We start from the raw sequence: 12,658 nt of genomic DNA on the forward strand, positions 1-12,658 counted from the left end.
CCGCCGCCGGGCGGGGTTTCAACGCCGAGAGAGGAGGTCGGCCGAGCCAACACCGGCCTGTTGCCGGTCGGCCGGGTCCAGCTCGCGAGCGAAGCTGCCCAGGGCCACTTCGTAGGAGCGCTGGATATGGTCATCCATCAGCGTCCTCGCCCCCTTGACGTCCCTGGCCAGGGCGAGCTCCACCAGCTCGCCATGCTGAGCATCAAGAACGCGCCGGACTTCCGGTTCCCCGGGCGCCAGGCGCCGGTAGCGGTCGAACTGGTCGTGCAGCTGCTCGATGAAGCGCAGCAGCCACGCGGAACCACAGGGAGCCACCAGTGTGCGATGGAACCGCATGTGCAACCGCTCCCACTCCTCTTCCATCTCCGGCGCCTCGTCGGCACGTTTCAAGCGATGTGCCGCCGCCAGCAGCTCTGATTCCCACTCGGCGTCGCCTCGCTGTATGGCTCGCTCCAGCGCCATGCCCTCCAGCTCACGCCGCATGTCGGCGATATCATCGAGCTCGTCGCGCGCCAGACGCGGCACCCGGAAGCCGCGCTGGTTCTCCTGGATCAGCAGACCGTAAGCCGCGAGGCGATTGAGGGCTTCGCGCAGCGGGCTCAGGCCCACCCCGTAGCGCTCCTTGAGGGCACTGATCGCCAGCTTCTCGCCGGCAGTGAAGCGTCCATTCACCAGGTCCTGCCGCAGGGTGTCGTAGATCCAGCTGGACGCCGTCACCCCCTCCTTGCGTTCGAAGATACCCATTCTGCCTCCCCGTGGCCTCCACACATTGAAGGTTGACGCTGCTTTCTGTTGCAAACTATATTCTAGACCAAATAATCGATTTTTTATCCAAAAGAAAACGCCAATGATAAAATCAATTCCAAGCATTGGGATCGACCCTTGGGAGCCGCACACATGACCGACCCGTCTCCCGCTTCGCTGAGCCAGGTCTTCTGGGCCTTCACCCGCATCGGCCTGCTCGGCTTCGGTGGCGGGCCGGCCATGATTCCCCTGGTCCGCGAAGAGGTCGTCACCCGTCATCACTGGCTGGATGACGATGCCTTCGCCGATGTGCTCGCGATCGCCAACACCCTACCCGGCCCCATCGCCACCAAGATGCCGGGCTACATCGGCTATCGCGTCGGGGGCATCGCCGGCTGCGTCATCGCGGTTGCGGCCGTCATCGTCCCCATGATGCTCGCCATGATCCTGCTGCTGGGCCTGTTCAGCCGCTATCGCGACGTCGCCTGGATCCGCGGGATGGGCTATGCCGTCGTGCCTGTGGTCATGGTCATGATGGGCCAGCTGACGCTGGACTTCTGGAACAAGTCGCGTCTCTCCCTGGGCCCCTGGACGAGCCTTGTCATGGGAGCGGGGGCAGGCGTGCTCATCTATCTGCTCGGCCTCCATCCCGGCTGGATCATCGGTGCCCTGCTGGTGACGGCGATGGTCGCCCCGGAGCCCCGCCAGAAGGAGGCCCGTGAATGATCCACTGGGAGCTGTTCCTCGCTTTCTTCATCCCCAACATCATCGGGTACGGCGGAGGCCCGGCGATCATTCCGCTGATCGAGGCGGAGGTCGTCGGACGCTACGGCTGGATGACGGCCCAGGAATTTGCCGAGACCCTGGCCCTGGGCAACGCCCTGCCAAGTCCCATCGCCACCAAGATGGCCGGCCAGATCGGCTTTGACGTCGCCGGAGCCAGTGGCGCCCTCGTGGCGGTGCTGGCCACGGTGGTGCCTTCCCTGCTGTTGATGCTGGGCGCCCTGGGACTTCTCTATCGATTCCGTGACTCGCCGCGCGTCAAGCGCATGAGTCAGTGGGTGCGTCCGGTCATCGCCATGATGATGGCCTGGCTGACCTGGAGCTTCTTCAGCGAAGGGCTGGAGACGGCAGGACTCGTCCACACCCTGCTGATCGGTTCACTGGCGGCCCTGGCACTGCTGCGGCTGCGAATCCACCCGGCCTTCATCGTGATGGCTGCCCTATCTTATGGAGGTTTATTTCTAGGCTGAACAGTCATTAACTTTAACAATAAATGGATAACGCCCTCACACCCAGCAAGATTCAACCAGAATCTTACTAAAAATAGTCACAAAACATGAGGTTAACAGCCATGAAACTCAAAAAAATCACTCCAATTATTGCAACTCTTGCATTTGCTATTACCAGCAATGCCCAGGCTGAATATCCAGAAAAGGATATCAGGGTCATCATTCCTTACAGCCCCGGAGGAGCCACAGACGTAATTTTTCGGTTGACAGGGCAAGAAGCGGAAAAACACTTAGAGACATCAATCGTCCCCGTAAACATGGCTGGAGCAGGCGCTACTTTAGGTTCACGTCATGTGAAAGACGCTAAGCCAGATGGTTATACCATACTAGGCAGCCACGACACGATTGCCACTTCTTATCTTTCAGGGGCAGTTGATTACTCATACGACGCCTTCGAACCAATCGCACTCTTAACCCAGACCATTAACATGGCTGGCACGTACGCGGACCATCCAGTCGACAGCGCTAGTGAAATTGCAGATTACGTAGCAGAAAACCCAGGAGAAGTGACTTTTGGAATGACGCCCAGCTCAACAGACCATTTCTTCTGGGCTCAATTCTTAAATACTGCTGGTATAAGCATGGACGACGTGCGCCTTGTTGGGTATCCGGGAACAAGTGACCAAGTATCAGCACTTATTGCCAAAGAAATTGATTTCGCAATGCTCGACATGCCAACAGCTAGATCATTCTTTGAATCTTCTGAACTAAAATCCCTTGGTGTAGCACATGACGAAAGAATGGAAAACCTGCCTGAAGTACCCACACTAATAGAGCAGGGCATCGACATGAGGCACTATACTAACCGTGGACTTTTTGCACCGAAAGGGACTGATGAGTCAGCACTCAGTACTCTGGAAGAAGCATTCAAGAAAGCACTTGACAACCAAGAGTTAAAAAATAGAATCAATAATGAACTTGGCTCTATTGTTAACTTTACACCTCGGAATGAATACATAGAGTATCTCGAGGAAAGTGAGGCCAACCTATCAACTGCGGCTGATAGCATTGGATTCAATGAATAATTAGATCCAAGCCAGCTAGTCGCATTTTTCATTAAATGCGACTAGCTATAATGCAGATATTAAATCTCGCGAGAAACTGGCTATGGCGACCAAAGATAGATATTTATCGACAATAATACTAATATTTGTGGCAATCTTGCTATTAGAGTCAGCCAACATATCGGGAAAAACCAGTTGGCAACCTTATGGATCAGCCCTTTTTCCAAGATTACTGCTAATCACAATTGGGGCACTATCGCTCCTGCTATTAATAAAATCATTTATAAAACCGTCAAACGACTTCTATAAACTATCAATTTACTCAATCAAGATAAACCTGAAAGAAAAGAAGAAAATTATCGCCATATTCGTGCTCTGCGGATTGTATGTATATGCGTTACCGCATGCAGGCTATTTATCCTCAACAATCAGCTTCATGCTAATCTCCCAGGCCGTGCTTATGGGGGTAAATACTAAAGCAAAATTAATTACGATCTTGGCCACATCCTTCTCCCTAACACCTGGCATATACTTCATATTTCAGCATGGCTTGAATATTTGGCTGCCATGATCTAAAGGAGATAACCATGATCGATTTTTTTTTACAATCATTAATAGAAATAACCGATCTACATACCCTAGCTCTCATCATAATTGGGGTTCTTTTTGGAATCATTGGCGGAAGCATTCCAGGATTCACCATAACAATGGCCATCCTTGTTGCTTTTCCATTCACATTTGCAATGCAACCTATAGATGCTGTGGCACTAATGACAGCAATTCTAGTCGGTGGATATTCCGGTGGAATAGTCTCAGGCATCATGCTAGGAATACCAGGCACACCTTCTTCAATAACCACTGTCTATGATGGCTACCCCATGGCAAAAAAAGGAGAACCGGGCCGAGCACTCGGCATCGGAATGGTTGCCTCTTTTTTTGGATCAATAATTGGCAGCATTATACTGGTATTTTTTGGGCCTTTAATTGCAAAATACAGCATGAACTTTAGGCCATGGGAAATTACTGGACTAATAGTCTTTGCCTTGACATTAGTTTCAGGTCTGTCAAACAGAGCGATCCTTAAAGGTCTTTTGGCGGCAGCAATCGGCCTTTTCATTACTACTGTCGGTTACGATCGAAACAGTAATATACGATTTGATTTTGGGTTTACGTCCCTATCTACTGGTTTCGAGATGCTACCAGTAATGATCGGCGTATTTGCCTTCACACAATTAATGACCAATATAGAAGAAGAAGATTCAAAAAAATCAAAAAGCCAACATGTAAAACAATATTCAAACTTTTCAATCCCTTTGCGCACAATACTCGGCGATATTAGTAAGCAAAAAATTAATACAGTGCGCTCATCAATACTTGGGAGCCTCATTGGTGCTCTGCCAGGAACAGGCGGCACTGTTGCCAACTTTATAAGTTACGACCAGGCAAAAAAAGCCTCTAAAAAACCCGAACTCTTCGGAACTGGAATCCCCGACGGAATCGTTGCGTCAGAGTCATCGAATAGCGCTTCACCAGGAGGCGCTTTCATCCCAACACTTGCACTTGGGATTCCGGGTGATCTCACTATGGCAATAATGATGGGTATTTTCATTCTGCATGGTCTTCAACCAGGCCCTATGATGTTTGAACAAAACCCGATATTGGTCGGATCCATCTATGCAACGCTTATTATAGGTTCAATTATAATGGTGATAAGCCAGCTCATCATGTGTCGCTGGTTTGCAAAAATTTCTTCTATCCCACAGCCTATTCTAGTTCCGAGCGTACTTACGCTATGTGCAGTTGGTGCATATGCACTCAATAACAATATTTTTGATATCTGGGTGCTAGTAATATTTGGTCTCGTGGGTTACTTACTCTCTAAAGCTGATGTGCCACTCCCTCCCTTAATCCTCGGGGTTGTATTAGGCGAGAATTTAGAAAACCAGCTATTCCGCGCACTAGAGCTTGATAGCAGCTGGCTAACATTTTTCACTCGGCCATTATCTGCTCTTTTCTTCTTGCTCGCAGCTGCTTCTATTATTTTTTCGATAATGCAAAGCAGAAAAATTTTGAGGGTCGAAAGAAGATGAAAAATCATCTTACCCCATCGCAACAAACTTCATGCTAGCTTGAATAGTATAAACTAATCAAGCATGGCATATAAAAACTAAGAGACACTATTAGCAGAAAAGCAGATTCTCAACCATAAAATAAGCTGTTATTTTTCAGCTAAAAACCACCGATAAGGATGCTAACAATGAAAAAATCACCAACCTCAATTAAAAACATTACCCTAGCATTACAGGAAGGGAGGGAGAGCTGTGTTGATATTATTGAGCAACACATTGAAAAAATAAATTATCAGGATGATGGGAAAATTTACACGAAGGTATTTTCTGAGAAATCACGAGCTCAAGCTGAAAACATTGACCGACTTAAGCATTCTGGTATTCCGAGTGGCGAATTAGGTGGAGTTCCAATTGCTGTAAAATCACTGTTTGACATAGATGGTGAAGTAACACATGCCGGGTCAAAGCTTCTTGCTAATGCGCTACCAGCTGTAAAAGACTCAACTGCCATAGTACGCCTACGCAAAGCCGGGGCATTATTTACTGGTCATACCAATATGACCGAATTCGCCTACTCAGGCTTAGGAGTGAACCCTCATTATGGGACACCACCTAACCCTTTTTCTTCAGATCGTATTCCTGGAGGTTCTTCCTCTGGCTCGGCAGTTGCGGTAGCGAAAGGTATGGCCGCTGCTGCGCTCGGGACCGACACAGGAGGATCCGTCCGCATACCAGCAGCTTTCTGTGGTTTAGTCGGATTTAAACCATCACAACAACGCATTCCACTAGATGGGGTATTGCCATTATCCTACTCACTCGACTCAATTGGGCCAATAGCACATAATGTAGAGGATTGCGCTTTACTTGACAACATTCTCTCCAACCAATTCGACAAAAGCTTTTCTCCTGCATCTGTACGGGGTCTACGACTAGCAGTTCCTGACCAGTACCTGCTAAATGGACTTGACTCAATAGTAACGCGTGCTTTCGAGAGAGCTGTTTCCAAACTTCTTGATGCAGGCGCAGTAGTCGAACATGTACCCATGCAAGAGCTCAACGAAATTAAAAATTTACTTCATGGTGGAGGGTTGACGGCTGCTGAAAGCTATCATATCCATAGGAACTGGATAACTTCGCAAGAAAAAAATTACGACAGTAGAGTGCTTAGCCGAATCGTTAAAGGCTCAGAAATCACTGCTGATGAGTATCTTGAGCTTCAGAAAGAGCGTCACCATCAAATTTCGCGCATGAATGAAATGCTTATGAATCATGATGCACTTATTTGTCCGACCGTTCCAATAGTCCCTCCCAGATTCAACGAAATAGAAAATGATCAAGACTACTACAAAACCAACTCTCTCGTACTGCGGAATGCACTTGTCGGCAACTTGCTTGATCTTTGTGGAATTAGCATTCCGTGTCACTTAGAAAGTGAATTTCCTGTAGGATTTATGATGCTTTCGAAAAACGGTGAAGACCGAAAGTTATTGCGCCAAGCAGCAGGTGTCGAGGCAACCTTCTCTGAGATGAGAGCAACAAGTTAAAAATTTAACATTAAATAAATGCGATAATTTTATAATAAAGGAAAAGCTGAATGACTTTCGACGCACGTTACTACCCAAGTCCGTCACGCCGAATGACCACCTTCGGGCGCCGCGGCATGGTCGCTACCTCACAGGCCCTCGGTGCCGAGGCGGGCATGCAGATCCTGCGCCAGGGGGGCAATGCCGTGGATGCGGCCATCGCCACCGCCGCGGCGCTCACCGTGGTCGAGCCAACCTCCAACGGGCTGGGCAGCGACGCCTTCGCCATCGTCTGGATGAATGGCGAGCTGCATGGCCTGAACGCCAGTGGCCCCGCACGGTTCCCCGTCTCACCCCTGGTCAATCAGTTGTGGGAAGAGGCCTTCGATACCTACCGCCGCTACGATGACGAGGCCTTCCAGCCCTGGTTCGAGACCTTCGCGCCACGAGGCCATGCGCCGCGCCCCGGCGAGATGTGGTCCTCCCCCGATCATGCGCACAGCCTGCGCCTGATCGCGGAAACCCGCGCCAGGGCCTTCTATGACGGCGAGCTGGCCGACCGTATCGATGCCTTCTTCCGCGAACACGGTGGACTGCTGCGTCGCGAGGATCTCGCCGCCTTCACACCGGAGTGGGTGGAGCCGATCAGCACCCGCTATCGCGATCACGAGATCTGGGAGATCCCGCCCAACGGCTGCGGCCTGATCGCCCTTCAGGCGCTCGGCATGCTGGAGCAGCTCGGTGAAGAAGCACGCGACCCGGTCGAGACCCTCCACCGGCGCATCGAAGCCACCAAGCTGGCCTATGTGGATGGCCTGCACCACATCACCGACCGCGATGCGATGCGGCCGAGCGTCGAGCAGATGCTGGCCGACCCGTATCTCAAGGGGCGTGCCGCCATGATCGGCGAGCAGGCGCTGGATCCGGTGCATGGCAACCCCATCACCGGCGGCACCGTCTATCTCGCCACGGCGGATGCCGAAGGCAACATGGTCTCCTTCATCCAGAGCAACTTCAAAGGCTTCGGCTCCGGCATCGTGATCCCCGGCACGGGCATCAGCCTCCAGAACCGCGGCTGGTCGTTCAAGCTGGATGAGGGTCACGCCAACGCCCTGGCTCCCGGCAAGCGCACCTATCACACCATCATTCCCGGCTTCATCACCTGCAACGGCCAGGCGGTGGGTCCGTTCGGTGTCATGGGGGGCTTCATGCAACCCCAGGGCCATGTCCAGGTGATCACCGGCATGCTCGAGGACGCCCTGAACCCGCAGGCCGCGCTGGACATGCCACGCTGGAAGTGGACGAAGGGACGCACCGTCGAAGTCGAGCCCCACTTCCCCGACCACCTGGCCCAGGCGCTCGCGCGCCGAGGTCATCACATCGTCAAGATGGCGGATTCCGTGAGCTTCGGTCGTGGGCAGATCATTCTGCGCGACGCCGAAACCGGGGTGCTCTGCGGCGGCACTGAGCCCCGCACTGACTCAGCGGTACTGCCCTGGTAAGTTCCCGGGCGATCAGCCGGCCGAAAGGCGCGTCCCGGCCGGCAAAGTAATCACAATGACAAGGAGAGTACTACCGGCATTCAGCGGCCTGTTTGTCACTCCACGTAACGGCGTTCCTTCAAGAGGATTCGAGGAAATGTGATGCGTGAAGATCACGACGAGCGTGAACAGGAGCATGACATCGTGGGTATCAGGGCTTCGACTTCACAAGATGACCAACAGTGTTCAACAGTTCTCCGATATCCCCCTGACGACGTAGTCCTTGGCCACGCCAATGTGGTAATCGATGGCTTCGCGACATAGGGGAGCGTCACCGCTGGCCAGTGCATCGAGCAGCAGGTGATGGCTCTCGGCGATGGAGTCCGGCGCCTCGTGGGTCTTGGTGATCAGGGTGATGCACAGCCGCAACTCGTGGGCTAGGTCATCGAAGGTCCTGAGCAGACGACGGTTTCCCGCCGAAGCGATCAGCAGGCGATGGAAGGCCAGGTCCTCCTCGATCCGACGGCTCTCGTCGCCGCTTCCCGACGCCTCGCACAGGACCTCGACCTGACGGCGCAGCGCCGCCAGGGCCTCGGACGGACAGGACCCGGCGAGTTGCTCCATGGCATGGCGTTCCAGGCAGAGTCGGAGGTCGAAGATATCAGCGAGTTCCCGGGCATCCAGGGCACGCACGAAAAAACCTCGCCTGGGCTGGGAGACCAGCAGGCCGCGACTCTCCAGCAGCCGTGCTGCCTCACGGACCGGCGCGCGGCTGACACCGAGGTCGCGGGCCAACTGTACCTCTGACAACCGCTCGCCGGGGGCGAACCGCTGGCCGATGATGGCCTGGGTCAGGTAGTCGGCCACCTGATCCACAAGGTTTCGCTGCTGGATGAACGCGGCGGTCGTGCCAATGGATGATGCAGGCATGCGGCTGGGACTCGTGTCGCAGGATTTCCTTACCAGTATGGCCAAGGAACATTGCTTGTCGACCGTCGATTGACGACTGTCGACAGCTTGAGCAGTGCCTGCTAGCTTCATCCAAGTGACTGCCCATTGCCAACAACAATCGCCACAACGGGGACAGCATCATGAAGACACCACTGGCCATCGCCATTACCGCCACGGCCATCAGCGCCTCCTCCGCCTTCGCCCAGGAACCCAAGCAAGGCGGCATCATCGACACCATCATCCAGCCAGAGCCACCGGGCCTGGTGCTGGGCATGATCCAGAATGCCCCGACCCGCACGGTCGCCGGCAACATCTACGAGGGCCTGCTGCGCTACAGCACCGACCTGGAACCGATGCCGCAGCTCGCCGAATCCTGGGAAGTCAGCGACGACGGTCGCACCTGGACCTTTCACCTGCGCGAGGATGTCAGCTGGCACGACGGCGAGCCCTTCACTGCCGAGGACGTGGTGTTCTCCGCCGATGTCTTCCACCGCGAGCTCAACCCCAGCGCCCGTGCCGTGCTGCAGCATGTGGAATCCATCGAGGCCACAGACGACCACACCGTGGTCTTCACCCTCGAGAAGCCCTTCGGCCCCTTCCTGATCTCCTTCGAGGCCGGCACCTTCACCATGGTGCCCAAGCACATCTACGAGGGCACCGAGTTCCGCGACAACGAGGCGAACAACCACCCCATCGGCACCGGCCCCTTCAAGTTCGAGAACTGGGACCGTGGCACGGTGATCCAGCTGGTGAAGAACGAGGACTACTACGAGGAAGACCTGCCCTACCTCGACGGCATCAACTGGCACATCATCCCCGATGGCGCCTCCCGCGCGGTCGCCTACGAGAACGGCACCGTGGACGTCCTGCCCTACGGCACCGTGGAGAACTTCGACATCCCGCGCCTGACCGAGCTGGACAACACCTGCGTGACGGAGGCAGGGCACGAATACTTCAGCCCCTTCGCCATGCTGTGGATGAACAACCGCGAGGGCCCCACGGCCGACAAGCGCTTCCGCCAGGCGGTGATGTATGCCATGGACCGCGAGTTCGCCCGCAACGTGCTGTGGAATGGTCTCGGCAAGGTTCCGCTTGGGGCGTTCGGCTCCAACGCCAGGTTCCAGAACGAGGAGCTCGCGCCCTACGACCACGACCCGGAACGTGCCCGCGAACTGCTCGACGAGATGGGCTACGACGGCGAGGAGGTCCGCCTGCTCCCCCTCCCCTATGGCGAGACCTGGACACGCTGGGCCGAGGCCGTGCAGCAGAACCTCAAGGAAGTCGGCATCAACGTGCGCACCGAGGCCACCGACGTAGGCGGCTGGAACCAGCGCCTCGGCGACTGGGACTACGACCTCGCCTTCACCTACCTCTACCAGTATGGCGACCCGGCGCTAGGCATCTCGCGTACCTACCTCTCCAGCAATATCCAGAAGGGCTCGCCCTGGAACAACGTCGAGGGCTACGAGAACGAGAAGGTCGACGAGCTGTTCAATCAGGCCGCAACCGCCTATCCGGACGAGGAGCGCGAGGCGCTCTACCACGAGGTCCAGGAGATCCTCCAGGAGGACGTGCCGGTGGGCTGGCTGCTGGAGCTCGGCTTCCCGACCATCTATCGCTGCGATGTCAAGAACCTGGTGACGTCGGGCGTGGGCGTCAACGACGGCTTCAAGGACGCCTGGCTCGACAGGTAAACCCGGTGGGGCGGCCCTGCCGGCCGCCCCTGCACCCTTCCACCGCATCCCAGGTCGCCAGGGGGGAATGGCATGCTCTATGCCAGGCTGATCGCGTCACGCCTGATCAAGGCCGTGATCGTGCTGTTCATGATCATCATCTTCAACTTCTTCCTCATCCAGATGGCGCCGGGCGACCCGGCCGCCATCCTGGCCGGTGAGGCCGGTGCCACCGATGCCGAGTTCCTGCGCCAGCTGACCGAGCGCTTCGGACTCGACCAGCCGCTCCACGTGCAGCTGTGGCGCTATGTCTCCGGCGTGGCCATGCTCGACTTCGGCTTCTCCTACCGCCAGCAGGTGCCGGTGCTCGACCTGATACTGGCCCGCCTGCCGGCCACCCTGCTGCTCACCGGCACGGCCTTCGTGCTGTCGCTGGTGCTGGGCATCGTCGCCGGTTCGCTGGCCGCCGCCCGCGTCAAGAAACCCTCGGGCTCGATCATCATGGCCCTGGCGCTGGTCTTCTATGCCACCCCACTGTTCTGGGTCGCCCTGATGGCCGTGGTGCTGTTCTCGGTCTATCTCGACTGGCTCCCGGCCTACGGCATGTACACCGTGGGGGCGGGACTTGAGGGGTTCGCCTTCGCCCTGGACGTCGGCAAGCACCTGATCCTGCCGGCCACCACGCTCGCGCTGTTCTTCATGGCCATTTACACCCGCATGACGCGCGCCTCGATGCTCGAGGCCGCCCAGCAGGACTTCGTCAAGACGGCACGCGCCAAGGGGCTGAAGAACAGCGTGATCCAGCGACGCCACATCCTGCGCAATGCCTTGCTGCCGATCATCACCCTGGCCGGCCTGCAGGCGGGCCAGATGGTCGGCGGGGCCATCCTCACCGAGACGGTCTTCGCCTGGCCCGGCATCGGCCGGCTGATGTTCGAGGCACTGCAGCAACGCGACTACAACCTGCTGCTGGGCATCTTCTTCTTCTCGGCGGCCCTGGTGATCGTCTTCAACATCATCACCGACCTCGTCTACCGCCTGGCCGACCCGCGCATCAAGGAGGCGTCATGAGCTTCTTCGCCCGCTTCGCCCAGAACCGCGGCGCCCTGGTGGGCCTGATCATCCTGATGGCGATCATCCTGATGGCCATCCTGGCCCCGCTGCTCTTTCCCGAATCGCCCTGGCGCATGGTGCAGCGCCCCTTCCTGCCGCCGCTCGAGACAGAAGGCTTCCCGCTGGGTACCGACACCATGGGCCGCAACGTCGCGGCCGGCCTGATGCACGGCGCCTGGGTCTCGCTGCTCATCGGCCTGGTCTCGACCACGGTGGCCCTGGCCATTGGCGTGCCACTGGGCGCCATCGCCGGCTACTACGGGGGCCTCGTCGACGACGCCCTGATGCGCTTCACCGAGTTCTTCCAGACCATCCCCAACTTCGCCCTGGCCATCGTGCTGGTGGCGATCATGCAGCCCAGTATCACGTCCATCGTGCTGGCCATCGCCATCGTCAGCTGGCCGCCGGTGGCGCGCCTGGTGCGCGCCGAGTTCCTGTCGTTACGACACCGCGAGTACGTGGAGGCGGCTCGCCTGGTCGGTCAGACCAACGCCACCATCATCCTGCGCCAGATACTGCCCAATACCCTTTCGCCGATCATCGTGCTGGCCTCGCTGATGGTCGCCACGGCCATCCTGCTGGAGTCCGCCCTTTCCTTCCTCGGCCTGGGCGACCCCAACGTGATGTCCTGGGGGTACATGATCGGGGCGGCACGCACGGTCATACGTCAGGCCTGGTGGCTGAGCTTCTTTCCCGGTGTGGCGATCCTGCTCACCGTGCTGGCACTCAACCTGGTGGGCGAAGGCCTCGACGACGCCCTCAACCCCAAGCTCGCCCGCGAGCGCTCATGAACGGCGTCCAAGGAGAA

The 12,658-nt window shown here is 56.4% G+C and carries 12 protein-coding genes; 10 read left to right on the forward strand and 2 right to left on the reverse strand.

Features of this window, described 5'->3' with window-relative positions; translation table 11 throughout:
* Positions 1 to 18: 18 nt before the first annotated feature.
* Complete coding sequence (locus DFP85_RS03810; RefSeq protein ID WP_133634989.1) at positions 19 to 744, reverse strand: GntR family transcriptional regulator; 726 nt, start codon at positions 742 to 744, stop codon at positions 19 to 21.
* Positions 745 to 897: 153 nt separating this feature from the next.
* Between DFP85_RS03810 and DFP85_RS03815 the strand changes: the two genes are divergently transcribed.
* The 7 genes from DFP85_RS03815 (at position 898) to DFP85_RS03845 (ending at position 8,134) form a co-directional block, all read left to right on the forward strand.
* Positions 898 to 1,470, forward strand: coding sequence for a chromate transporter (locus DFP85_RS03815; protein ID WP_133634990.1), 573 nt, complete (start codon positions 898 to 900; stop codon positions 1,468 to 1,470).
* Positions 1,467 to 1,997, forward strand: coding sequence for a chromate transporter (locus tag DFP85_RS03820; protein WP_133634991.1), 531 nt, complete (start codon positions 1,467 to 1,469; stop codon positions 1,995 to 1,997). Before DFP85_RS03815 ends, DFP85_RS03820 begins: the two co-directional genes overlap by 4 nt.
* 101 nt (positions 1,998 to 2,098) lie before the next feature.
* Positions 2,099 to 3,061 carry a Bug family tripartite tricarboxylate transporter substrate binding protein gene (locus DFP85_RS03825; RefSeq protein ID WP_133634992.1) on the forward strand — a complete coding sequence of 321 codons (963 nt, stop codon included), beginning with the start codon at positions 2,099 to 2,101 and terminating at the stop codon, positions 3,059 to 3,061.
* An 82-nt stretch (positions 3,062 to 3,143) separates the two neighbouring features.
* Positions 3,144 to 3,611: a tripartite tricarboxylate transporter TctB family protein gene (locus DFP85_RS19270; protein ID WP_133634993.1), complete on the forward strand. Its 468-nt coding sequence runs from the start codon at positions 3,144 to 3,146 to the stop codon at positions 3,609 to 3,611.
* A 16-nt stretch (positions 3,612 to 3,627) separates the two neighbouring features.
* Positions 3,628 to 5,130: a tripartite tricarboxylate transporter permease gene (locus DFP85_RS03835; protein ID WP_133634994.1), complete on the forward strand. Its 1,503-nt coding sequence runs from the start codon at positions 3,628 to 3,630 to the stop codon at positions 5,128 to 5,130.
* Positions 5,131 to 5,297: 167 nt separating this feature from the next.
* Entirely contained in the window at positions 5,298 to 6,653 is a 1,356-nt protein-coding gene (locus DFP85_RS03840; RefSeq protein ID WP_166644592.1) for an amidase, read from the forward strand.
* 50 nt (positions 6,654 to 6,703) lie between these two features.
* Positions 6,704 to 8,134, forward strand: coding sequence for a gamma-glutamyltransferase family protein (locus DFP85_RS03845; RefSeq protein ID WP_133634996.1), 1,431 nt, complete (start codon positions 6,704 to 6,706; stop codon positions 8,132 to 8,134).
* Positions 8,135 to 8,359: 225 nt separating this feature from the next.
* Here the strand turns inward: DFP85_RS03845 and DFP85_RS03850 are convergent, their stop codons facing one another.
* Positions 8,360 to 9,043, reverse strand: a complete 684-nt coding sequence (locus DFP85_RS03850; protein WP_133634997.1) for a GntR family transcriptional regulator — start codon at positions 9,041 to 9,043, stop codon at positions 8,360 to 8,362.
* 161 nt (positions 9,044 to 9,204) lie between these two features.
* Here DFP85_RS03850 and DFP85_RS03855 point away from each other — a divergent pair, with 161 nt between their 5' ends.
* The 3 genes from DFP85_RS03855 (at position 9,205) to DFP85_RS03865 (ending at position 12,641) form a co-directional block, all read left to right on the forward strand.
* Complete coding sequence (locus DFP85_RS03855) at positions 9,205 to 10,758, forward strand: ABC transporter substrate-binding protein (RefSeq protein ID WP_133634998.1); 1,554 nt, start codon at positions 9,205 to 9,207, stop codon at positions 10,756 to 10,758.
* Between the two features lie 72 nt (positions 10,759 to 10,830).
* Entirely contained in the window at positions 10,831 to 11,808 is a 978-nt protein-coding gene (locus DFP85_RS03860; protein ID WP_133634999.1) for an ABC transporter permease, read from the forward strand.
* Positions 11,805 to 12,641 (forward strand): ABC transporter permease, encoded by an 837-nt coding sequence (locus tag DFP85_RS03865; RefSeq protein ID WP_133635000.1) that lies wholly within the window; start codon positions 11,805 to 11,807, stop codon positions 12,639 to 12,641. Before DFP85_RS03860 ends, DFP85_RS03865 begins: the two co-directional genes overlap by 4 nt.
* Positions 12,642 to 12,658 lie beyond the last annotated feature (17 nt).

Source organism: Halomonas ventosae (assembly GCF_004363555.1).
Taxonomy (GTDB): domain Bacteria; phylum Pseudomonadota; class Gammaproteobacteria; order Pseudomonadales; family Halomonadaceae; genus Halomonas; species Halomonas ventosae.

What these genes read in the sequence shown, in the direction of transcription:
- DFP85_RS03810 (WP_133634989.1), bottom strand. Translation starts at nt 744, where the DNA reads ATGGGTATCTTCGAACGCAAGGAGGGGGTGACGGCGTCCAGCTGGATC.
- DFP85_RS03815 (WP_133634990.1), top strand. Translation starts at nt 898, where the DNA reads ATGACCGACCCGTCTCCCGCTTCGCTGAGCCAGGTCTTCTGGGCCTTC.
- DFP85_RS03820 (WP_133634991.1), top strand. Translation starts at nt 1,467, where the DNA reads ATGATCCACTGGGAGCTGTTCCTCGCTTTCTTCATCCCCAACATCATC.
- DFP85_RS03825 (WP_133634992.1), top strand. Translation starts at nt 2,099, where the DNA reads ATGAAACTCAAAAAAATCACTCCAATTATTGCAACTCTTGCATTTGCT.
- DFP85_RS19270 (WP_133634993.1), top strand. Translation starts at nt 3,144, where the DNA reads ATGGCGACCAAAGATAGATATTTATCGACAATAATACTAATATTTGTG.
- DFP85_RS03835 (WP_133634994.1), top strand. Translation starts at nt 3,628, where the DNA reads ATGATCGATTTTTTTTTACAATCATTAATAGAAATAACCGATCTACAT.
- DFP85_RS03840 (WP_166644592.1), top strand. Translation starts at nt 5,298, where the DNA reads ATGAAAAAATCACCAACCTCAATTAAAAACATTACCCTAGCATTACAG.
- DFP85_RS03845 (WP_133634996.1), top strand. Translation starts at nt 6,704, where the DNA reads ATGACTTTCGACGCACGTTACTACCCAAGTCCGTCACGCCGAATGACC.
- DFP85_RS03850 (WP_133634997.1), bottom strand. Translation starts at nt 9,043, where the DNA reads ATGCCTGCATCATCCATTGGCACGACCGCCGCGTTCATCCAGCAGCGA.
- DFP85_RS03855 (WP_133634998.1), top strand. Translation starts at nt 9,205, where the DNA reads ATGAAGACACCACTGGCCATCGCCATTACCGCCACGGCCATCAGCGCC.
- DFP85_RS03860 (WP_133634999.1), top strand. Translation starts at nt 10,831, where the DNA reads ATGCTCTATGCCAGGCTGATCGCGTCACGCCTGATCAAGGCCGTGATC.
- DFP85_RS03865 (WP_133635000.1), top strand. Translation starts at nt 11,805, where the DNA reads ATGAGCTTCTTCGCCCGCTTCGCCCAGAACCGCGGCGCCCTGGTGGGC.